General features: G+C 71.5%; 19 protein-coding genes. 15 read left to right on the top strand and 4 right to left on the bottom strand.

From position 1 onward, the window contains the following. Nucleotides 1–45 precede the first annotated feature (45 nt). From ABZ562_RS00510 to ABZ562_RS00500, 3 genes are read right to left on the bottom strand one after another with little or no spacing between them, the layout of a single operon-like run. A complete protein-coding gene (locus tag ABZ562_RS00510) occupies nt 46–1224 on the bottom strand; it encodes an acyl-CoA dehydrogenase family protein (protein ID WP_361471849.1) in 1179 nt (392 codons plus the stop codon). Next, a complete protein-coding gene (locus ABZ562_RS00505) occupies nt 1217–2506 on the bottom strand; it encodes a type III PLP-dependent enzyme (RefSeq protein ID WP_361471847.1) in 1290 nt (429 codons plus the stop codon). The genes ABZ562_RS00510 and ABZ562_RS00505 overlap by 8 nt, the downstream gene beginning before the upstream one ends. Next, nucleotides 2503–4026, bottom strand: coding sequence for an AMP-binding protein (locus tag ABZ562_RS00500; protein ID WP_361471844.1), 1524 nt, complete (start codon nt 4024–4026; stop codon nt 2503–2505). Before ABZ562_RS00500 ends, ABZ562_RS00505 begins: the two co-directional genes overlap by 4 nt. 357 nt (nt 4027–4383) lie before the next feature. Here ABZ562_RS00500 and ABZ562_RS00495 point away from each other — a divergent pair, with 357 nt between their 5' ends. From ABZ562_RS00495 to ABZ562_RS00485, 3 genes are all read left to right on the top strand, one after another. Further along, nucleotides 4384–4629 (top strand): acyl carrier protein, encoded by a 246-nt coding sequence (locus ABZ562_RS00495; RefSeq protein ID WP_361471841.1) that lies wholly within the window; start codon nt 4384–4386, stop codon nt 4627–4629. 256 nt (nt 4630–4885) lie between these two features. Beyond that, complete coding sequence (locus ABZ562_RS00490; RefSeq protein ID WP_361471839.1) at nt 4886–6631, top strand: ABC transporter ATP-binding protein; 1746 nt, start codon at nt 4886–4888, stop codon at nt 6629–6631. Next, nucleotides 6628–8457, top strand: a complete 1830-nt coding sequence (locus ABZ562_RS00485; RefSeq protein WP_361471836.1) for an ABC transporter ATP-binding protein — start codon at nt 6628–6630, stop codon at nt 8455–8457. Before ABZ562_RS00490 ends, ABZ562_RS00485 begins: the two co-directional genes overlap by 4 nt. A 141-nt stretch (nt 8458–8598) precedes the next feature. Here the strand turns inward: ABZ562_RS00485 and ABZ562_RS00480 are convergent, their stop codons facing one another. Further along, entirely contained in the window at nt 8599–9285 is a 687-nt protein-coding gene (locus ABZ562_RS00480) for a hypothetical protein (protein WP_361471834.1), read from the bottom strand. A gap of 267 nt (nt 9286–9552) precedes the next feature. Here ABZ562_RS00480 and ABZ562_RS00475 point away from each other — a divergent pair, with 267 nt between their 5' ends. The 12 genes from ABZ562_RS00475 (at nt 9553) to ABZ562_RS00420 (ending at nt 21921) form a co-directional block, all read left to right on the top strand. Then, a complete protein-coding gene (locus ABZ562_RS00475) occupies nt 9553–10812 on the top strand; it encodes a nucleotide sugar dehydrogenase (protein WP_361471831.1) in 1260 nt (419 codons plus the stop codon). A gap of 206 nt (nt 10813–11018) precedes the next feature. Beyond that, complete coding sequence (locus ABZ562_RS00470; protein WP_361471829.1) at nt 11019–11174, top strand: hypothetical protein; 156 nt, start codon at nt 11019–11021, stop codon at nt 11172–11174. A 110-nt stretch (nt 11175–11284) separates the two neighbouring features. After that, nucleotides 11285–12649 (top strand): FAD-dependent oxidoreductase, encoded by a 1365-nt coding sequence (locus ABZ562_RS00465; protein WP_361471826.1) that lies wholly within the window; start codon nt 11285–11287, stop codon nt 12647–12649. Nucleotides 12650–12675: 26 nt separating this feature from the next. Beyond that, nucleotides 12676–13347 (top strand): AAA family ATPase, encoded by a 672-nt coding sequence (locus ABZ562_RS00460; RefSeq protein ID WP_361471823.1) that lies wholly within the window; start codon nt 12676–12678, stop codon nt 13345–13347. After that, nucleotides 13344–14228, top strand: coding sequence for a glycosyltransferase family 2 protein (locus ABZ562_RS00455; protein WP_361471821.1), 885 nt, complete (start codon nt 13344–13346; stop codon nt 14226–14228). The genes ABZ562_RS00460 and ABZ562_RS00455 overlap by 4 nt, the downstream gene beginning before the upstream one ends. After that, entirely contained in the window at nt 14225–15379 is a 1155-nt protein-coding gene (locus ABZ562_RS00450) for a hypothetical protein (protein WP_361471818.1), read from the top strand. The genes ABZ562_RS00455 and ABZ562_RS00450 overlap by 4 nt, the downstream gene beginning before the upstream one ends. After that, nucleotides 15357–16409, top strand: a complete 1053-nt coding sequence (locus ABZ562_RS00445; RefSeq protein WP_361471817.1) for an aminoglycoside phosphotransferase family protein — start codon at nt 15357–15359, stop codon at nt 16407–16409. The genes ABZ562_RS00450 and ABZ562_RS00445 overlap by 23 nt, the downstream gene beginning before the upstream one ends. 81 nt (nt 16410–16490) lie before the next feature. Continuing rightward, nucleotides 16491–17486, top strand: a complete 996-nt coding sequence (locus ABZ562_RS00440; RefSeq protein ID WP_361471814.1) for an NAD-dependent epimerase/dehydratase family protein — start codon at nt 16491–16493, stop codon at nt 17484–17486. A 106-nt stretch (nt 17487–17592) separates the two neighbouring features. Continuing rightward, complete coding sequence (locus ABZ562_RS00435; protein ID WP_361471811.1) at nt 17593–18747, top strand: radical SAM protein; 1155 nt, start codon at nt 17593–17595, stop codon at nt 18745–18747. A 14-nt stretch (nt 18748–18761) separates the two neighbouring features. Further along, nucleotides 18762–19727 (top strand): hypothetical protein, encoded by a 966-nt coding sequence (locus tag ABZ562_RS00430; RefSeq protein WP_361471808.1) that lies wholly within the window; start codon nt 18762–18764, stop codon nt 19725–19727. A 29-nt stretch (nt 19728–19756) separates the two neighbouring features. Then, nucleotides 19757–20737 (top strand): HEXXH motif-containing putative peptide modification protein, encoded by a 981-nt coding sequence (locus ABZ562_RS00425; RefSeq protein WP_361471805.1) that lies wholly within the window; start codon nt 19757–19759, stop codon nt 20735–20737. 11 nt (nt 20738–20748) lie between these two features. Next, the gene (locus ABZ562_RS00420; protein WP_361471802.1) at nt 20749–21921 is read left to right on the top strand and encodes a phosphotransferase; all 1173 of its coding nucleotides are present in this window, start codon (nt 20749–20751) and stop codon (nt 21919–21921) included. Nucleotides 21922–21927 lie beyond the last annotated feature (6 nt).

The raw sequence follows: 21927 nt of genomic DNA, 5'->3' as shown, positions 1-21927 counted from the left end.
CCTTTCGCTGGGGTCCTGTGAACCTTCGCCGACTGTGGTGACGTCTCACAGCAGCCCCACGGAGCGGTCCACCAGGCTGAGGGCGCCGGTGGCGGTCCAGAGACGGTCGTTGGAGTAGTTGAGCGCGGCCGAGCGCAGATCGCGGAAGACCCGTTCCAGGGGGATGGGGGCGTCAGCGCTGTAGCCGACGGACAGTCCGGCCAGTTGCACCATGCGGTCGACCGCGCGGAAAGTGAGCTCGGAGGCCGCGAGTTTGAGCGTGTTCACGTGGATGTGGAGATCTGGCCTATTGAGGCTGCGGCCCCGCTCGCGCAGGGACTCGATCTCGTTACAGGTCCGCTCCAGGTAGGCGTGGACCAGTTCCAGATCAACTCGAATGCGGGCAACGCGCTCCTGGACCAGTGGTGAGCCGCGATCGACCGGAACGGTAGTGCCGATCTGTTGCAGCAAACCGAGAAAGGCCTGCTGGGCGGCGCCCAGCCAGCATGCGCTCCAGGCCAGGTGGCCCAACGGGATCATGCTGTCGTGGGAGATCTCGCGGAAGCGTCCGGGCTGTCCGACCAGCCGGTCTCGGCGGACGGTTCCGTCCAAACGCAAGGCTCCGCTGGCGGTGGCCCGCATGCCTAGTGGGTTCCACTCACCGATCCTGCGTATCGTCAGGTCCGCGCGGGTGGCATAAACCAGGGAGACCCCCTGGTCGGAGTGGCCGGAACCGCAGCGCATCGTCACCAGAAACGCGTCGGCGTACTCGCCGCCGGTCACCACCGGGGCGGTCCGGCCGAGGGCGAGGACTTCTTCGTCGGGCGCGCCGGTCAGGGTCTCGTCGACCGACATCAGATGGCTGCCGGCGGTGCCAGTGGTGACTGAGGCAAGGTAGATTTCACCAGCGGCGACCCGCGGCAGGACTTCTGCCTTCAAGTCCGAACTGGCGTGCCGGACCAGGCAGTCGACTTGCTGGCAGTGCATCGCCCAGATCAGTGCTGTGGACATGCAGGCACCGGCAAGACCTTTGGCAATGCGGACCAGCCCGTTCAGGTTGCCGCCCATGCCGCCGTATTCCGTCGGGACGAGGTAGCCCATATAGCCGTTCGTCCGCAGTGCCGCCACACTCTCGACTGGGAAACGCGCCTCGCGGTCGACGTCGCGGGCATGGCGGCCGATGAGCTCCATCAGCGAGGCAGGGGCGACGGTCGGTGGGGGTGCGAGGCTGTCGGCTTCAGTCACGGAAGGTCACTTCCTGGGTGCGTAGTTCGAGGCGGCCCGCGGCGACTACGCGGTCGCCGTCGAGCACGACTTCGGCGGGGGGAGTACGGCTGAGGAAACCCAGGAGGCTTGCGGTGGGGCCGTAGGCGCCCGTGTTGGGAACCGCTAGCACCTGACCGGGGTAGAGGTACGGGGCGTCGATGGCGGGAGCGAGTACGTCGAGTGGCGTGCACAACGGGCCGACCAGGGTCACCGGGGTGGTCGAGCTGAGTTCAGGGGAGGGCGTTCCTGCATCGACGGGTATGGGGACGATGCTTGGCGGCCTGAGCCGGCCGATTCCCGACATTCCGCCGATCACGTTGACGCCGGAATCCAGCACGGCGAAGGTGCGATCACCGCTTCGCTTGACATCCAGAACGGTGGTAAGCAGCGTTCCGGCGGCCGCCACCAGGGCCCGGCCGGATTCGAAGACCACACGCGTGCCATTGCGGCGCCGGTCGGGGAAGACTGTGTCCAGGACCGCGTCGACGGCCGCCTGCAGCTGGGGATGGCGAGGCAGCGCTCCAGGGCGGGCGAACGGGGCGGGGAATCCTCCGCCGAGGTCGAGCACGTCAGGCGTGAATCCGGCAGGCCCGGCTAGTGCGGCAATCGTGCGAACGGACTGCTCGAACTCGGCAGCCAGTGCCGCAGGGTCTGCGATATTGGTTGCACAGAAGGTGTGCATACCGATGGGCCGGACTCTTTCGAGCGGTCGCAGCAACCGATCGAGAGCCTGGGTATCGGTGTGATCGACACCGAAGGCGCTGGGGCGACCGGTCATGCGCAGGGATCCACCGGTGCTCCCCCGCGGGCTGTTGATCCGTATCAGGTAGCCGGCCTCGGTGCCGGTGCGCGAGCATGCTTCGGCGAGGCGCTGCCGGTCAGTGACGGACTCGACCGAGAACAGCCGCACCCCACGGTTGAGTGCTTCCTCCACTTCTTCCGGGGTCTTGCCCGGTCCGGTGTACAGCACGTTGTGCGCTGGGCAGCCGGCGGCCAGTGCCACCGTCAGCTCGCCGATCGAGCTGACCTCGGCCCGTGCGCCCAGAGCGACCAGTTGAGCTACCAAACGTGGATGCGGATTGGCCTTCAGGGAGTAGAACAACTCCGAGCCGGCCGGCAGGTCGTCCCGGAGGGCGGCGAAGGACGAGCGCACGACGGCCATGTCGTAGACGTACGCGGGGGTGCCGACGTTCTGGACGATCCGCGCCAGACGGCGCCTGGTCGACGCAGGGAATTCCGATCCGGTGGAGGCCTCGGTCATGGCTGCACCCGTGTGGTTCGGCGGAGTTCCGATGCGTCGACCTTGCCGTGCGCGGTCAGGGGGAGGCTGTCGCACACGATGCAGCGGTCCGGGGTTCGCTCGGGGCCGAGTCGGGCCCGTACCCCATCGAGGACTTGACTCGGTGTGAGCGAGGTGACCGCCCACACGGTCAGCCGACCGTCGGGGCCGGGCGGTAGGGCTGCCGCGGCCTCGACGCCGGGGATGTCCGTGAGGACGACCTCGAGTTCTGTGGTGCTCATTCGCCACCCGCGATGCTTGAACATGTCGTCATCGCGTCCCATGAAGTACAACCTGCCGGCGTCGTCGAGCTTGCCGCGGTCTCCGGTGAACACCGCCTTGCCGTGGCCGTCCGGTGACGGCCGGAACCTTCGTGCGGTCTCGGCCGGTGCGCGCCAATAGCCGTCCATCACATGCGGCCCGGCCGAAACAATCTCGCCCGTCTTGCCCGGGGGCAGAGGTAGTGCCGCGGAGTCCACGATGAACAGCCGCGTGCCGGGCAGAGCGCGTCCGACGCTTTCGGGGCTGACCAGGTCCTCGTCCGGGGCTGCCACCGTGATGCGCTTGCACTCGCTCATGCCGTACATCAGGACGATGCCGGCCTCGGGGAACGCCGTACGCAGCCGCGCGGTGTGGGCCGGGGTCAGCGCTGCGCCGGTGTTTGTGAACAGTCGAACATGGGTCGGTCTGGAGTCGCGCCGGGCCAGTCGAGTGAGAGTCTGGGCCAGTGCGGGAACGACTGGGACGACCGTTGCCCGTGCGGCTCGCATATGTGCCAGCTCACGGGCGGACAGCTCCCCGGTTGGCACGACGAGTTCGGCACCTGTCAAGGCGCATAGAAAGAGCTGGTAGAGGCCATAGTCGAAGGAGACCGGGAGCCGGTTCCATATCACGTCGCCAGTGCGGTAGCCCACCTGTTCGGCGATGGCTCGCACGGCGAACAGGACCGCAGCATGCGGGCACACGATTCCCTTCGGGCGGTTGGTGCTGCCCGAGGTGTAGAGCAGCAGAGCCGGGTCCGCCCCGTCGATCTGTGCTGCCAAGAGGGCGGGACTGTCCTCGCGGTCCAGGTCGGCGGGTCTCAGGACGGCTGCGCCGGCCTGCTCGACCACGTCGGCTGACAGCCCGTCCGCGACGACAACGACCGGATCGGCGTCCTGGATCAGCCATTCCAGCTCGTAGGCGGTCGCATTGTGCCGGGCCGGGACCAGGATCGCGCCGAGTCGCAGGACTGCCGAGAGTACGGTGGCGAATCCGGGGCCGGGTGCTAGGGACACCATCACCCGGTCGCTCCGTCCGACCCCGGAGGCAGCCAGTTTTCCGGCCAGCCGCCGCCCGGCCAGGCCGAGCTCGGACCAGGTGAGCGAGTCCTCGTCAGTGGTGCGAACCGCGATCCGTGAGGCGTGGGCTCGCGCCGCGAACTCCAGGAGGCCGACCAGGTTGGTGCAGTCATGGGGAGCGGGGCGAAGTGTTACGGCGTCGGCGGGTGGCGGGACAGTCATCGCGTCACCTCTCGGAAATCCCTAACGCCCATGGTCTCCACTCTTCTCACGGTCGTTTTGCGCAACAGCACCAGGTAGGTGTATCTCCCGGTCCACGCTTACATTGATCGACTGGTGAGCCGACTGTCTCTCGATTTGCTGATATGCGCAAAGATTGGCGCCGGCGCAAGCCGCACGGAGACTCCTCAGCTGTAGCATGTCGGCTAATGAGGCGGCTCGGTAACGGCGTATTCTGCCGCTCTCGCATGTAGGTGAACACTCGCCGTTCGGGTCGAACCCTGAAGCACCATATCCCCCTTACGCCGGAATGGCCGCCGGCCCTCCGAGTCGCCAAAGAGAATCGAGAGGCAGGATTTCATGGAGCAACCGGAGATCGCAGACGCGGTTCGAGAGGTGGTTCGCGAAATCGCCCCCGATATATCCGAGTTGGAAGAACGCACATCATTGAATTCCCTGGGTCTTGATTCGCTGGCCAGCGTGGAACTCACCCTTCGCCTGGAGGATCGTTTCGGCGTGGTCTTCGAGGATGACGAGCTGGCATTTGAACATTTCGAGAGCGTTGCGTCCATTGTCGACCTGCTGTCGACGAAGACCGCTGCGTGAGAACCCGCCCTTCGGGCCGTCGGAGGATCAAGAAGCAGGTGAGACACCCCCACGACCTGGGGGCAATAGTTCCGTGGCCTTCACCATAAGGAGATCGGTGGTGCAATTCCGTGTGCTCTCTTCACGGATATCCCTCGTCAGATCGTTGCTGACCGACCGTCTCCACCTTGTGCGACTGTCCGTCGCCGACCGTCGCGCCGGTGGTCTCCTGGCCTTGGTCCACCTGTGGTCAGCGGCGGTACCCGCCCTTACCGCAGTGGCCACCGGCCGGCTGGTAACCGGACTCACCGGCGCCGCCACCGGGCGGGAGACCGCCTCGGCAGTGGCGTGGCCGCTGGTCGCCGTGTCCTCGCTGCTGGTGGCCGACGAGATCCTCACCTCACTGGGTGGCACACTCGAGCAGTACACCGCCGGACGCCTCGACGCGCGCATGCGGCGCCGGGTGCGCCGCCTGGCCATGACGCCGTCGAGCATGGCGCACCTGGAGGATCCGGCCTTCGCCGATGATGCCGCCCGTGCATCGGATGTCGGTGAGGGCCGGGTCCGCTCACCGGGGACCGCGGCGGTCGGTCAGCTCCGTCTGGTTTTCCGTTTTCTGGGGGCGCTGGGATCCGCGGCCGTGATCGCCCTGACCTTCTCCCCGTGGCTCGCCGTCATCCTGTTGGTGGTCTGCATGGTCAACCGGGCCCTGATACGGCGCTGGTGGGTGTATCTGGCCGAGGTGCGGGACGAGCGCGAGAGCATGCGGCGCCGCGCGGAGTATTGGAGCGAGGTCGCCTCGACGGGGCTGGCTGCCAAGGAAATCCGTCTCTTCGGCCTGCAAGAGTGGGTGGTGCGGCGGCGCACCCGCGAACTGCTGGCCTGGGCAGAGACGATCTGGTCGGCGCGCCGAGGGATCCTGCGCCGGCAGGGCTGGATCGCCCTGCTGGCAGCGATCGCCGCCGGCTCCGCGCTTCTCCTGCCGGGGCTGGCCGCCGCGCGCGGCAGCCTCCCCGCCGGCGATTTGATGACCGTGCTCGTGGCCGCATGGGGCGTCTTCCAAATCGCCGCCATGGGGCGCGAAGCATTCGACATCGAGTACGGGCTCGGCGCGGTCCGGGCGCTGGAGCGTCTGGACACCACCTACCGCGGGATCGCCCCGCCCGGCAGGACCGGAGCCCAGCGGTCCGGTGAGCCGTCGGCCACCGCGGGGGAGGTTGCCCCGGCGGCCCTGCGCACCGAGGGGCTCGTCTTCGCCTACCCCGGCAGCCGGCATCGAGTCATCGACGGTCTGGACCTGACCGTCCGTCCTGGTGAGGTTCTGGCGCTAGTCGGGCACAACGGCGTCGGCAAGACCACGCTGATCAAACTGCTCGCAGGTCTCTATCTCCCGACCGCCGGACGCCTGCTCGTCGACGGACAGCCCCTGGACGCGGCGCGCGTGGCGGCGTGGCGCAGGCGCGTCGCGGTCGTCTTCCAGGATTTCAACCGCTATCCGCTCACGCTCGCCGACAACATCGCCCTCTCCGCGCCCGAACACCGCCACGACAGGGAGGGGATCCGTGCCGCCGCCCGCCGCGCCGGTATCGACGCCCTCGCCGAGGAGTGGCCCGACGGCTATGACACCGTGTTGAGCGCCGATCGCACCGGCGGCACGGATCTTTCCGGCGGCCAGTGGCAGCGCGTCGCGATCGCGCGCGCCGTCTTCGCCGTCGAGCACGGCCGCGACCTGCTGGTCCTGGACGAGCCGACGGCCCACCTGGACGTCGAGGCGGAGGCCCGCTTCTACCGCCAGGTGGTCGCAGAGGTCGCCGGGACGACCGTGCTGCTCATCTCACACCGGTTGTCCACGGTGCGTCAGGCGGACCGGATCGTGATGTTGGAAGTCGGACGGGTCGCCGAGCAGGGCAGTCACCGCGAACTACTGGAGGGCGGCGGCGTGTACGCCCGCCTCTTCCGGCTCCAGGCCGCCCGCTTCACCGATACCCAACAGCACACCGGCGGGAAGGAAGCAGCACGTTGAGCACGAAGAGCGCGATGGGCGTGGGGAGGGCCGGATCCGGCACCCTGGTCACCGCACGCCACACCTTCGCCTTGTCTTGGCGCGCCGACCCCCCTGTGGTGAGCGCGATCATCGGCCTCTCTCTCGCCCAGGCGGGGGCGGTCGCGGCCACGGGACTGAGCCAGCGCTGGGTCGTCGACGCGACGCGGAGCCCCGGCGGGCAACCGCTCGGTGCCTTGGCCCTGGCCGTCCTGATCGGGGTGGCTGCCCACATGACCTCCGCGGCCGGCAACCGCACCCGGTACAACTACCAGCACGATCTCACCGACCGTGTCGATCTCGAAGTCAACCGGGAGATCCTCACCGCCACCGCCTCCATCCCGACCCTTGAGCACCTCGAACGCCCCGACTATCTCAATCGTCTGGAGCTGCTGCGCCGCCACACCAGCGCGCTGGCCGGCTCCTGCTGGGCCCTGACCGACACCGGGATCGCCGTGACGGGCGCCGGGCTGTCACTGTGGCTCCTGATCGGCGTCCACCCCGCCCTCGCCGCCCTGGCGTTACTCGCACTCCCCCCGCTGTGGGCGGCTAAGCGCGCCCAGCGCGGCCTCGCCGGCGCCCGTACCGCCACCGCCGAGGACCAGCGCTTGGAGGATCGGGTCCACCGCATGTTCCTGGCACCGGAGTCGGGCAAGGAAATCTACCTGGCCGGAGCCGACGCCGTCCTGGACGAGACCGCACACGCCGCCCGCACCCGCGTGGTCACCGCTGTCCTCAAGGCCCGACTCGGAGCGACCGGCTGGCAGCTCACCGGCTGGGTGTGCTACGCCGCCGGGTTCATCGCCGCTCTGGTCCTCACCGTCTCGCTCGTCGCCCGGGGGGCGGCTTCGCTCGGGGATCTCATGCTGGTCATCACCCTGGGAACGCAGCTGCGTTTCCAGATCCACGCCACCGTCTCCGGCTTCTCCCGCATCGCCGAGGCCGGCCACGCCACCGACCACTATCTGTGGCTGTCGGCCTACGCCCGTCGGCAGCGGCCCACCGGCACCCGCCAGGCACCCCGCAGGCTGGAGCACGGCATCCAGATGCGCGACGTTGCCTTCACCTACCCCGGTTCGCACGAACCGGTCCTTTCCGGAGTGAACCTTACGCTGTGGCCTGGATCCACAGTCGCCGTGGTCGGCGTGAACGGCGCAGGCAAAACCACCCTGGTCAAGTTGCTGAGCGGGATGTACGCACCCACCGCCGGGAAGATCGAGGCCGGCGGCATCCCGCTGGGCGAGCTGGACATCACGGCCTGGCGCCGCCGCCTCACCGGCGCCTTCCAGGACTTCGTCCGCTTTCAGCTGCCCGTCCGTCACACGGTGGGGATCGGCGAGCCGGACGCGATGGACGACCGGGAAGAGGTGGCCCGCGCGGTGCGTGAGGCGGGGGCCGGCCCGATCGTCGCCGCGCTGCCCGAGGGCCTGGACACCCAACTGGGCACCGTCTACGGGGGAGCGGAACTCTCCCAGGGGCAATGGCAGCGCCTCGCCCTGGCTCGCGCCCTGATGCGCCGGCGCCCCGTGCTACTCGTCTTGGACGAACCCACCGCCGCCCTCGACCCGCTGGCCGAGCACGAGCTTTACGAGGTGTTCATGCGGCAGGCGGATGCAGACCCGGGCCGGATCACGCTGCTGGTCTCTCACCGCTTCTCCACGGTGCGGGGAGCCGACCACATCGTGGTCCTGGACGGCGGCCGCGTCACCGAACAGGGCACCCACGTCGAGCTGATGGCCGCAGGCGGCCGCTACGCAGAGCTTTACATCACCCAGGCCGCCGCCTACCAGGAGAAGGACAGCCGATGAGGTGAGCCGCCTTGGGCATGGAGGACCGTGTCCTGCTCCGGACTGTGGGAGATCGCGAAGCCGCTGCTCCCACCGTCGAATCCTGTCGGACGCGGCCGGACTGCGCGGTGCCCGCCCGGCGGCGGGCATCCTGGGCCTGCCCTACTGACCGCCGCCGCCGGCCGCGCAGCCGCACGGCCGGTCCGCCGTCGGCCGCTGCGCGAGCAGGGCGGCGGCGAGCGCCTCGGTGGCCGTGCTGAGCGCCGCGAAGTAGGCCTCCTCGCCGGCGCCCGGGGCGGGTTCGAGGCCGAGATCGAGCACGGGATGGTGGCGCCCGCTGCGCCCGCAGGTCAGGTCGCACGTGCTGAGCGTGATCCGGACCGGCGCCGGGACGGCCGGGGCGGCGGCGCGCACGCTCCGGCACAGGGCCGCCGCCGCCCGCGTGAACTCCCGCGGGGAGCGGGGCAGTACGCCGACCCGGCGCCGGCCGGGCGCGAGGGACTCGGAGCGGTAGGCGTGGCCCTCGCAGCTGTCGTACGTGGCGAGCCGCCACGCGCCCGTGGTGAGCGCGGCCACCAGGGGCCAGACACCGTCCTCGATGGCGGCGCGCCACTGGGGGTGCCCGGGGTCGACGTCGTCCGCCTCGTGGATGCCCGGGAGCCCGACCGTGTTGATGTTGCCCTCCCGGCTCCTGCGCAGCCGGGCGGGGCGGCGGGGTGCGGCGGGTGCGTTCCAGCGGCCGAGGAACTCGTCGACGTCGGGCATGACGTTCGGAAACCGGGGGCGGTGCGCGAGCGTGCGGCAGCCCCCGCCCGTCACCGTCGCCGTCCCCTCTTCGGTGCCTGTCACGATTCCCTCCCGGTTTACGGTCCACGGATTCATAATGCTGTCCGGCGACCCTAACGACGAAAGGCGGCGAAACGGCCCGTCACTTCTCGCGGAGGGCCGGAAAATGCGCATTCCCGCAGGGCCCGGAGACGGCCGGCACCTTCTTCCGTTCGCATTTGCGCAATTCCTTGGCCGCGGGCCGGGCGTCTCGGTCATCCTGCTGGAACGTGCCGCCGTCCACGGCGGATCACAGAATCCTCTTCCGCCATATTGGAAGGAGTCGGGGCCGTGGCTGAAAGGTATGACCTGGCCGTCATCGGACTCGGTTACGCCGGACTTCCGCTGGTCGTCGCGGCTGCCCGCAACGGCATGCGGGTCGCGGGCTACGACCTCGACGCCGGCCGCGTCGCCGCCCTGGCCGGCGGGACCAGCTACGTGGACGACATCTCCGACCAGGAGATCGCCCAGGCGCTGGCCTCTGGCTTCACCCCGTCCTCCGATCCGGAGGTGATCGCCGCCGCGGCCGCCGTCGCCATCTGCGTGCCGACGCCGCTGCGGGACTCCGTGCCCGACCTGAGCGCCGTCCTGGACGCCGTGCGCCTGGTGGCACCCCGGCTGTGCCCCGGGGGGCTGGTGGTGCTGGAGTCGACCACCTACCCGGGGACCACCGCCGACGTCGTGCTGCCCCTCCTCGCGCAGGGTTCGCGGACGGTCGGCGAGGACTTCCTGCTGGCCTTCGCCCCCGAGCGGATCGACCCCGGCAATCCGGCGTTCGGACTGCACAACACCCCGAAGGTGGTCGGAGGCGTGACGGCCCGCTGCGCCGAGGCCGCCACCGCGCTGTACGAGCGCATGGTGCAGAAGGTGGTGACGGTGAGCACGCCGGCGGCGGCCGAACTCACCAAGCTGCTGGAGAACACGTACCGGCAGGTCAACATCGCGCTCGTCAACGAACTCGCCGTGTACTGCGACGGGCTCGGCGTGGACGTGTGGGAGGTGATCGCCGCCGCGGCCACCAAGCCGTTCGGCTTCCAGCCGTTCCGGCCGGGCCCGGGGGTGGGCGGCCACTGCATCCCGGTGGACCCCGGCTACCTGACCTTCAGCGGCCGGGAATCGGGGTTCCCGCTACGGCTGCCGGAGCTGGCGCAGAAGGTGAACGACCGGATGCCGGCGTACGTCGTCGACCGCATCGCCCGGCTCCTCGACGACCGGCGGCGCAGCGTCCGCGGCACCCGTGTGCTGCTGCTCGGGGCGACCTACAAGGCGGACATCGCCGACGGCCGCGGCTCACCGGCGGTGCCCGTGGCCGAACTCCTGCTGGACCGGGGCGCCCTCGTGCGCTTCCACGACCCCCATCTGCGCACCCTGCGGCTGCACGGGCGGAGCGTCGCCGGGGTCGAGTCGCTGGACGCTGCGGTGGCCGAGGCCGACCTCGTCGTGCTGCTGCAAGCGCACCTGGACTACGACCTGGCCGCCCTCGCCGACACCGCGCCGCTGCTGTTCGACACCACCGGACGTACCGTCGGCGCGCGCGTGGCGCGTCTTTGACCCGGTCGCACGACCACCCGGCCGGCCTCCTTCCGAAAAGGACGCCGGCCGGGCATTCCGCATTCCGCATTCCGCATTCCCGGAATAAAACGCTGCGGATATCGGAAATCAAAGCCTCTGCAATTCGTTGATCCGGCCGTCCGGGCGCTGCTAATTTCGTTCCAGGGAATCAACGGGTTCCTCGACGTAAAAGGAAGAGGTACATCATGCCCGAGAAGAACGAGATCACCTTCGACGCGTTCGTCGACGCCGTGAAGTCGTACGACCTGGAGTCCGTCAGCGCCAAGGACACCGCCCACTCGTCGGCGGTCTCGGTGAAGCCCTGGGAGCACGTCACGGAGCAGGCCTCGGACGCCGTCTGATCCGCTGCGCCACACCGGCGGGCGGCTGTCCGCAGCCGTCCGCCGGGACCCCCGCGCCCGCCGCGCTCCAGCGGCCCGGCGCCCGTCCCGTCGGCCCTGCGAGGTGGCACATGCTCGACCCGTCCCCGTGGGCGGACCCTGCGGACCGTGAAGTGGAGACCGAGGTGCTGATCCTCGGCGGCGGACTGGCCGGACTGGCGGCCGGTTCCCTGCTCGGCGACCGCGCGGTGGTGGTGGAGGCAGCGGACCGGCCCGGTGGCCTGGTGCGCACCGAACGCGTCGGGACCTACTGGTTCGACCGCGTCATCCACCTGCTCTACTTCAGTCATCCCGACGTCGAGGCCCGCGTCCGCGCGCTGCTCGGTGACGTCCTGCGCCCGTGCCCCCCGGACGCCCGGGTCGAGACGGCCCGGGGCACCACCCGCTTCCCCGTCCAGCTGAACCTGCACGGCCTGCCCCGCGAGGTCCGCGCCGCCTGCCTGGCGGACCTGCGGGCCGCGCACGCGCGGAACACGGCTCCCGGCGACTACGAGGAACTGCTGATGAGCGCCTTCGGCCGCACCCTGTGCGAGCTGTTCTTCTTCCCGTACAACCGCAAGCTGTGGCGGCGTCCGCTCGGCACGCTGTCGGCGTCCGGCTTCCACTGGAACCTGACCCGGCCCAGCGTCGCGGAGATCGAGCGCGGCGCCGACTCGGCACGCCCGGCGGACGGTTACAACGCGCGGGGCTGGTACCCGCGGCCCGCCCCCGGCGGCCTGCGCGGCATGGAGGTGCTCTCGCAGGCGCTGGCCGGCCGCGTCCGGGACCTGCGGCTGCGGCACACCGTCACCGCCGTCGACCCCGGGTCCCGTACCGTGCGCACCCGTTCGCCCGAGGGCGTCACCGACTTCCGCTATACGCACGACTGCGTCTCCACGCTCCCGCTGCCCGCCACCGTCGAGCTGTGCCGCGGGACGCCCGAGGCGCTCGTCGAACGCTGCCGTGCGCTGCCCCGCAACCGCGTGCGGTCGGTGGCGCTCGCCGTCCAGGGGCCGCGCCCGCGCGACACCGGGCACTGGCGGTACTACACGCGTGAGGACGTGCCCTTCACCCGCCTCGTCTTCATGACGGAGTTCGACCCGGACATGGCACCCGCCGACGGCTGGGGCGTGCTCGCCGAGGTACTCGAACCGTCCGAGGGGCCGCGCGCGGCGGACGACGCACTGGTGGCCGATGTCCTGCGCGCGGTCGGGACGGTCGAGCTGCTCGGTCCCGGCAGCCGGGTCGTCGGGACCCGGGTGTTCACGAGCGACCCCGGCTACGTCGTCTTCACCGACGAAGCCCGGGAGACCGCCGACGAGGCCATCAGCCACCTCGCTTCCCTCGGCATCACCCCGCTCGGCCGCTACGGCACCTGGACCTACTCCTCCATGTCCCAGGTCATGGAGGACGCCTTCGCCTGGGCAGCGCGGCGTTCGGCCCCGGCGACGACATGACCCGGACAGCAGACAGGGAGATCCCCTTGCCCAGCACCACGCACCACGGATTCCTCGCGCTGGAGGGCGTCGACGGATCCGGGAAGACGACGACCGCACGGCTCATCGCCGAACACGTCCGCGCGCAGGGACGGCCGCTGTCCCGCATCGGCCAGCACTCGTGGCTCGATCCGCAGGCGGCACGCGTCATCATCGACGTCCGCGAGGACCGGACGCACCGGCACAGCCACCGGCGGATCACCGAGGCCTACTTCCGCGACAAGCAGTTGCAGGCCGGCGCGATCGACGACCTGCTCCGCGACCGCACCGTGCTGTCGGACCGCTACATCTTCAGCGACGCCGCCTATCTGGAAGTGCTGTACGGCATCCCTGCCCGCGAGACGCTGGATCGCCACCACGCGCACGGCACCCTGCTGCCCGACCTGATCGTCTACCTCGACGTCCCCGTCGAACTGGCCGCCGACCGCGTCGTCTCCCGCGGCAAGAGCATGCGGCACTACGAGAACAGCTACACCCTCGACAAGGTCAGCACGGTGTACCGCGCGCTGCTCCTCGACGACCCACCCCCCTACCTGCCGCCGGTGCACGTGTTCCGCAACACCGCCGGTGCGCACGAGGACGGCCGGATGCGCGCCCTGTACCGGGCCGTGGACGACGCCGTGGCCGCGCCCGGACGCGAGCTGCTGGAGACCTCGTGAGCCGCCTGGACGTCGTGATCCCCTGCCACAACGGCGCGCACTGCGTGGGCCGGCAGCTCGCGGCGCTCGGCCGGCAGCGCACCGACGCCCACTGGGGTCTGGTGATCGTGGACGACGGCTCGACCGACGCCCTCGCGGCCGTCGTCGACGACCACCGCGGCCACCTGCCGGCGGACACCCGCATCGTGACCCGCCCCGTGCGCGGGGGCACCGGGGCCGCCCGCAACACGGGTGCACGCGCGACACGAGCCGACCGTCTTCTGTTCCTGGACGCCGACGACGAGATCGCCGACGACCACGTCGCGGCGATGGCGGCGGCGCTGGACCGGGCCGAACTGGTCACGGCCGGAATCGACTACCGGCGGCTCAACCCGCCCGAGGTACTGCGCGGCACACCGCCCGATCAGCTCCCCGACATCCTGACCGCGAGCCTGTTCAAACCGCACGTGCTGGGCGGGCTGATGGGCATCTCCCGGGGCCTGTTCGAGGAACTGGGCGGCTTCGACGAGCGGTTGCCCGCGCTCGCCGACGTCGACCTGTCCTGGCGTGCCCAGTTGGCGGGCCGCACCATCGGCGTGGCGGACACCGTCGTGTCGGTCGGCATCCGCGCCACACACCGCGGCAGGTTCCGCAGGGGCAGGTTCCAGGGGCACGACATCGTGGCCCTGCGGCGCAAGTTCGCCGCGCACGGCACCGATCCCGTGACCTGGCGAAGCCATCTGGCGGACTGGCTACGCCTGCCGGTCACGGCCGCCCGCGCGGGCGCCCCCGCCGCCCTGTCCGCCCTGGTGTGGGAACTCGGCTGGCAGACGGGGGTCCTGGACGTCCTCCGGTCCCGAAAGACGCCTCCCATCCCCCTCACCGCGCCGGAGCCTTCATGATCGCCCTGTCCCGGGGGCTGAACCCGCACGAGACGGCCTGGGCGGAACCGGTCGTCCCGGACCGGCCCCCCTTCACCCTCCTGCACGGCAGCCCCTCGTACATCAACGTGCTCGACGCGCTCGGCGCCCGGGAAGCGGTCCTGGCCCTGCGCGAGCGGACCGGCGTGGCAGCCTGCGCCTCGTTCAAGCACACCTCCCCCGCGGGCGTCGCGCTCGGCGGGCCCTTCCGGCCGGAGGAGCAGGACCTCCACGACCGGGGGCCGCTGCCGGACGGCGCCCTCGGCCGGGCCGTCCTACGGGCCCGGAACACCGCGCCCAAGTGCTCCTACGGGGACTTCGTCGCGGTGTCCGAGCCGGTCACGGCGGCTCACGTGCCGCTGTTCGCGAACGCCATCGGGGTCATCGCCCCGGACTTCACCCCCAAGGCGCTCGCCAGCCTCTCCCGCTCGAACCACGGCCGGTTCATCCTGCTGCGCTCCCACGAGGGCGAGGAGCCGAACGGGCACGGCGGGACCGCGCGGGAGTCGGTCGAGACGGCGGGACTCCGGCTGACGCGCTCGGCCGCACCGCTGCCGGGGTTCGCGGGCGGGACGCGTACGGAGTGCGGCACGCCCGGTAGCGCGGACGACCTGGCCGTCGCCGTCGAGGCCGTCCGGCACGCGCAGTCGAACGCCATGGCCTTCGTCGTGGACGGCAGCACGATCGGCATCGGCATGGGGCAGCAGAACCGTCTGGACTGCACCCGCCTGGCCGCGGCCCGCGCCCGGACCTGGCAGCGTCGTCGGCATCCGGACGTCCTGGGCCTGACATTCCGGGAGGGCGTGGGGCCCGCGGAACGCGCGGTGTGGCGGGCGCGGCTCGCCGAGGGCGACCTGACCCCCTCGGTCCGCGCCGAGTTCGCCGGGGTGCTGGCGGACCCCCGGGACGCCGACCGGGAACCGGACTGGAACGCGATGCCGCCGCTGTCCGGGGTGACCCTGGCGGCCGACAACCACTTCCCGTTCGTCGAGGTCGTCGAGATCGCGGCCCGCCGGGGCGTCACCCAGCTGGTCACGCCTGCCGGATCGACCGAGGCGGACGCGCTGCGGGACGCCTGTGCGGCCCACGGCATGAGCTGGATCGTGACCGGTGAGCGCTTCTTCCGGCACTGACATCGGCCCCCTCGGCACGGGACCCCTCGGCACGGGACCCCTCGGCACGGGCGCCGCCGAACGCCCCTGGCGGCAGCCCGGCTGGCGTCCGCGTGCCGTGGCCGTCATCGACGCCCGGCTGTCCGCGGCGGGCCTGCGGCGCACGGGGCCCGTCGAGGACGTCAAACGCTGGGCGCTGTCGGCCGTGCTGCGCTGCCCGACCAGCGGGGGCGCGGTGTTCCACAAGCAGTCGCTGCCGTCCCTCGCACACGAGGGCCGGGTGCTGGCCCTGCTGGCGGGCCGTCACCCCGGTCTGGTGCCCGAGGTCCTGCCACCCGGGCCGCCGGACGAGGGCTGGTGCACCCGCGGGGTCGCCCTGCGGCCGGGCACGGAACTGCCCGACGAGGCACGGGGCCGGGCCCTGGCCGTCCTCGGCGCGGTGCAGCGCGACTGGCTGGGCCGGACCGCCGACCTCACCACCGCCGGCTGCTGGGTGCGCACCCCGCGCGCACTGGCCGGCCTGGCGCCGCTGTCGGAGCGGGGCGACCTGTTCGGCCCGGACTCGGGACTGCCGGACCCGCTGAGTGCATCCGAGTCCGTCCGACTGGCCGATGCCTGCGCCCGGCTGCCCGAACTGTGCGCGGCGCTGGCCACGGCTCCGCCCGGCGAGAGCCTCGTCCACGGCGACCTGCACCCGGGCAACTGGGGCATGACCCCCGCGACCGGCCGGACGGTGTTCCTCGACTGGGCGGAGGCCTCCGTCGGCCACCCGTTCCTGGACATCGCGGCGGCCCTCAGGAGCTGCCCGGACCCCGGCGTCCGATCCCGCGCCCTCGACCGGTACTTCGCGAGCTGGTCGCCGCTGATGCCGACGGCCGAGTGCCGGGAGGTGTGGCGGCTCGCCGAACCGGTCGCCGCGTTCAACCAGCTCGTCACCTACGCGCACTTCACCGACATGGCGGAACCGCACGAGCGTTCGGGCTGGGCGCCACGGCTGCTGGGGTGGGCGCGGGCGCTGCTGCGGACCGCGGAGCGCGCCGGACGCTGCTGAGGCACCGCTCCCGCCCCCGCGCGAAACCCCCGATCCCCTCGGCCGCCCCTCCCCCGCTTCCCATCCGAAGGAGACACCGACATGTGGTCCACCCCCTCGACACCCGTGCTCGTCACCGGCGGCGCCGGCTTCATCGGCAGCCGGCTCGTCCGTTCCCTGGCCGCGGCGGGCCATCCCGTCCGGGTCCTGGACGACCTCACGACGGGCCGGCCCGAGTCCGTCGCGTCGGTCCCGGGTGCCACCTTGGTGCGCGGCAGCGTGCTCGACGCGGACGCGGTGGCCGAGATCGCGCGCGGCACGGGTCTGGTGCTGCACCTCGCGGGCGTCGTCGGCATGCGGCTCGCGGCACAGCAGGCCGAACTGGCCTACGCGGTGGGCCGCCAGGGAACGGCGAACGTCCTGGCCCACACCGGGGACACACCCGTCGTGCTGGTGTCCAGCTCCGCCGTCTACGGTCTCAGCGACAGCACCGCCGAGCTGCGCGAGGAGCGGGCCGTGGACCGGGCCGTCCCGCTGGCGTACGACGGCGGCAGCCCGGGCTACGCCACCGGCAAGTGGGAGATGGAACGGCTCGGGCGCGAGGCCGCCCGGCACCGGCCCGTGCTCACGGTGCGGCCCTTCAACGTCGTCGGCCCCGGCCAACGGGGGCGCTACGGCATGGTGGTGCCGACATTCTTCCGGCAGGCCGAGTCCGGGGAGCCGCTGACCGTCCACGGCGACGGCAGCCAGCGTCGCTGCTTCACCGACATCGACCAGTTCACCCGACGCCTGCTCGACCTCGCGGCCACCGAGGGCGCGTGGCGGCCCGGCTCCAACGTGTTCAACATCGGCTCCCGCACCGAGACGACCATCGCCTGCCTCGCCCGCCTGGTCCTCGACGCCACCGGCAGCACGGCGGGCTCCGTCCACGTGCCGTACGAGTCGGTCTTCCCCGGCCGCACCGACGTGACCGGCCGGGTGCCCTGCCTGGACCGGCTGACCGCCGCCGTCGGCGAGACGGACTGGCTGTCCGCCGCCGCACTGGTGTCCAAGACGGCGCGGGCACGGCGGGCCGACGCGCTCACCGCCGCCCGGTGACGAATTCGCCGCGTGCGGGTTCACGCAAGAAGAAAAGCATTTCGTTGACGCGTCTCCACCACCACGAGAGCATTTTCCCAGACATTCAGCACGGAGGAGCTGCACCATGAAACTTCAGCTGCCGGCTCCCGGGGAAACCATATTGGCGATGCTCAAACTCCCCGGAGAAATGTGCAATATCAACTGCCATTACTGCTACGAGCGGCGCAAGCCGTACCCCAACGCCCTCATGCTGAAGCCGGAGGTTCTGCGCAAGTTCCTCGCCCTGTGCGGCGGACGGCCGCTGGCGGTCGAACTGCACGGCGGCGAACCGCTGTTGATCGGCCGCCGAAAAATGGGCGATTTGTTCGCCGAACTGCGCGCCTACGAGGGCCCGGTGACGGTCTCGATGCAGACCAACGGCATCCTCCTGAACGAGGCGTGGCTGGACTTCTTCGACAGTGAATGGCCGGACATCGAGATCGGCATCAGCCTCGACGGCGACGAGCAGGGCAACGCGCACCGCGTCGACTTCCGGGATCGCCCCACCTACCCCAAGGTCACCAAGGCGCTCGACATGATGGCGGCCCGGGGCCGCAACGTCGGTGTCATCGTCGTCGTCACCCGCCGCATCCTCGGCCGGGCCGCGGACGTGCTGGACTCGCTGAGCACGTTCGAGGCCGTGAAGGTCGTCAAGCTCTCCGGGTGCCTCGACTTCAACGTGAAGAGCAAGGACTACCGGACGCCGAACCGCCAGTCGCTCCAGATCCTCAACCCCGACGGCGTCGGCATGCCCGGCTGGGCGACGACGCCCGACGAGTACGCCGACTTCCTGATCGAGGCGTTCGAGCACTGGTCGGCGACCCGCTCCTACGGCGCGTACGTGCTGGAGCCCTTCTTCAGTGTCATCCGGTCGCTGTCCGGGCTGCCCACGAGCTACACGAGCTTCAGTGACCGCAAGGAACCCTTCGTCGTGACGCTCTACCCCGACGGGCGCATCGGCAGCTCGGACGAACTGAGCATGCCCGGCGCGCTGCTGGGTTCCGTGGACACGGCAACCGGAATGGACGAACTGCTCACCCTGGACACCAACCCCGCGCTGCGCCGGGACCTGTCCGCGCTGCTCGACAAGTGCGCGGGCTGCTCGCACGAGGCCTCGTGCCGCGGCGGCGCCCTTCCCGACCGGCTCCGCTTCGAGGGGACCGGGTTCGAGGAGCAGTACTGCGACTACCGGCGCAAGGTCATCGACCATGTGGCCGCGGCCCTCCCGGCAGCGGTCTGAAAGGGAAAACCGCGATGTTCCTCCTCCCCGTCATCGACGACGACGAGACGCAGAACCGCTACTGGAACGCCTCGCTGGACGGCCGGGCCATCCACTCGTTCCTGCTGTGGGTCGAGCCGCACAGCACCGCCTGGGCCCGCCGTGCCGCCGTGGTGGCCGGCAGCGGGACGCCGGACACCACGGAACTGCCCGACCCGCTCACCCGTGCCCTCGTGGGTCTCGCCGGCGCCCCGGACATCGCCGTCGACCCCGCCGAGGTGGGCACCGCGCCGGCGGCCCTGCCGGACGGTCCCCGTCTGGCGGTCCTGCAGGGCATGCCCGAGGACGGCGGCCGGCTGCGGCTCGCCCCGGCCACCGCGCCGGACCGGGCAGCGGTGGGCGACGCCGTGCGGGTGCTGGACGGCGTCGGCCTGCGGTACATCGTCGACCTCGCGCTGGGGGCGGTCGTCCTCGGCGACGCGGCGGGCGCCGCCGTACCGGCCGACCTGTGCGACGTGGCCCGGTTCTCCCCCGGCGGGTCCGACGCGCCGTCCCGCGCCGAGGCGTTGCTGCGCGGGGGCGCCGCGTCCTGGATGGGCCAGTGGCTGCGCACCGAGGAGGCCGTCGGCGCCCGCGGCGGTCCGCTGTCCGGGACCGACCGCGCCTGGCTGACCGGTGTCTTCGCCGAATCCCTCGCCTTCCATCTGTACGACCGGCTCGCCGCCCGCCGGCCCGGGGAGACCCCGGAGCCCGTCGCGCGCCGTCGGCGGGAACTCCTGGACGGGCTTCGCGCGCTGCGTCCCGTACTGCCGGGCCGGGTCGGCGAGACGGTCGGCATGGGCATCGTCGCCGAACTGATCGGCACCACCTATCCCTGCTGGAACCGGCGGCAGTTCGCCGTCAAGTCCCCCTTCGACTACATCCGCGAGATCCGGCCGCTGACGGACGCCGAGAAGGCGGAACACCTCGACCGGTGGGCCGCCCCGAGCGCCGTACGATGACCACCGCCCCGAAAGGACCGGAGACCATCATGACCGCATCCGACACCCTCGAGGCGTCCGCGTCCGTCACCTCGCTCCGGACCGAGCTGACCGCGCGGCTGGTGCGACACCGTGCCGAGCGGGCGCGCACGCTGCTCGCCAGCCTGCGCAGTCTCGTGCCCGGCACGGAGCTCGACGGCCCGGACGGCGCTCCGGACGCCTTCGACAACGCCGTCCTGCACCACGCCTTCCAGCAGGCGCGCCTCGCCGCGCGGACCCGCGACGAGGACCGGGCTCGGCGGGCCGTGCGCCTGTGGCAGAACCGGGCGGCGCTGCGGGCCGAGGCCGTGCGGACCGCCGTCGGACCGGTCCTGGTGCTGCGGGCGGTGGACTGCGACGCCGTGGACGACGACCGCCTCGGCAGCCGTATGTACCTGCTCGGCGGCTCGACCGAGCAGGACGCGCAGGAGCGGGCGCGCATCGCGCGGGCCCTGAACGAGGCAGTCGACGCCGCGCTCGCCGTAGGCGGCGAGGTGCTGCGCTCCTCCACCGCCGTCGTCGTCTGGACCGAGGCCGTGCCGCTCGGGGCGACCTGCCGCAGCCACACGTTCGACTTCCTGCCCGGCACCGTCGTCCTGAACTGGACCGACGAACCGCTGCGCCTGGGCGAGACCCTCGTACACGAGGCCACGCACTCGTGGCTGAACGAGTCCTTCGACGCCGAGGGCGTGTCCTTCGCCGACGACGGCCCCCGCTTCCACTCCCCGTGGAAGAACGAGGACCGTCCGGTGTTCGGGATCGTGCACGCGGCCCTCGCCTTCGCGAACGTCATCCACTACCTCTCCCGCATCCAGCCGGCGCCGGACGACGACTCTCAGCTCGCCGCCGTGCTGCGGCGCCGCCTCGAGGTGGAACTGGAGTCGCTGGAGGTCGGCCACGCCTCGGCCCTCGCCTGCTTCGACCAGGTGCCCAGCGCACCACTGCGCACCTACCTGCGGGCCGCCGTCGCCGACGCGCGGCGCGCGGGCTGACGGCGGCACCGGTGCCGGGTCCGCCGTACCGTCACCAGGGGCCGCTGCCCGACCTCACCGCCGAGGACCTGCGCGAGCCCGTACGGACGCTGCTGGGCGATCCCATGGCCGAGGTGAGCGGCTGGACGGGTGAGCCGATCGGCTACGAGAGCTGGAGCAGGGGGAGCGACGGGCTGTACGCGGTGCGGGGCACGGCCTCGGGCGACGGTGACGGCGACGACCGCGCGTGGGAGATGGTGCTGAAACAGGTGCGGCACCGCCCCTGGGTGCCCGGCCCGCATGATCTGGCCCGGCAGATCGACGACGGCGGCGACGGTCCGGCGGACTGGGCCTACTGGCGGCGCGAGGCGCTGGTACTGGGCTCGTCGCTCCCGTACGCCCTCACCGGCCGGTTCGCCGCCGTCCGCTGTCTGGGGATCGTGCCGGGTCCCGGTGGCCGGCTCCGGCTGTGGCTGGAGCGGGTCGACGGGACGCCCGGCGGGGACTGGACAGCGCGTGAGCTGCTCGACTCCGCCGAGTTCCTCGGCGGGTTCCACGCCCGCTCGCTGCGGCGGCCGCCGCCGTCCCGGGAATGGTGGTGCAGGCCCTTCCTGGAACAAGCCGCGCTGCGCGGGCGGTTCGCCCTGATCGAACGGGTCGCCGACGCGGAGACGAGTGCGGATCCGACGGTGCGCGGCCTGTTCCGGCCGGGGACCGCCACGGCGCTGCGGTCGCTGGCCCGCCGGCACGCCGAGGCCGTCCGGACGGTGCGGTCCCTGCCGACGGGGCTGGTGCACCGGGACCTGACACCGCGCAACCTGTTCCGGACGGCGCGGGGCACGGTGGCGATCGACTGGGGTCAGGCGGGGCTGGGACCGGCCGGTGAGGATCTGGCCACCCTCGTCCTGTCGTCGGCGGTGGCCGCGGATCTGGACGCCGCCGCCACACTCGCCCTCGGGGGCGCCGCCGCCACGCGCCACGCCATGGGGATGGCGGAAGAAGGGAGCCCGTGTGACCCGGAGGACGTCGTCCTCGCCTACCGTCTCGTGGCCGCCTACCACTTCGGACTGCCCGTGGTGCGGTTCGCCGACCGGCTGCTCGCGCGGGACGCCGCGTCCCGCGCAGAGACAGCCGCCGATCCCGGCACGCGACGGCGGGTGGAGGTGATGACGGCGCTGGTGGAGGAGGCGCAGCGGGATCTTTGAGGTCCT

The organism is Streptomyces sp. NPDC019937 (assembly GCF_040631655.1).
GTDB lineage: Bacteria > Actinomycetota > Actinomycetes > Streptomycetales > Streptomycetaceae > Streptomyces.
Note: the sequence above shows the minus strand (reverse complement) of the source record. Positions and strands in the feature narration are given on the sequence as shown.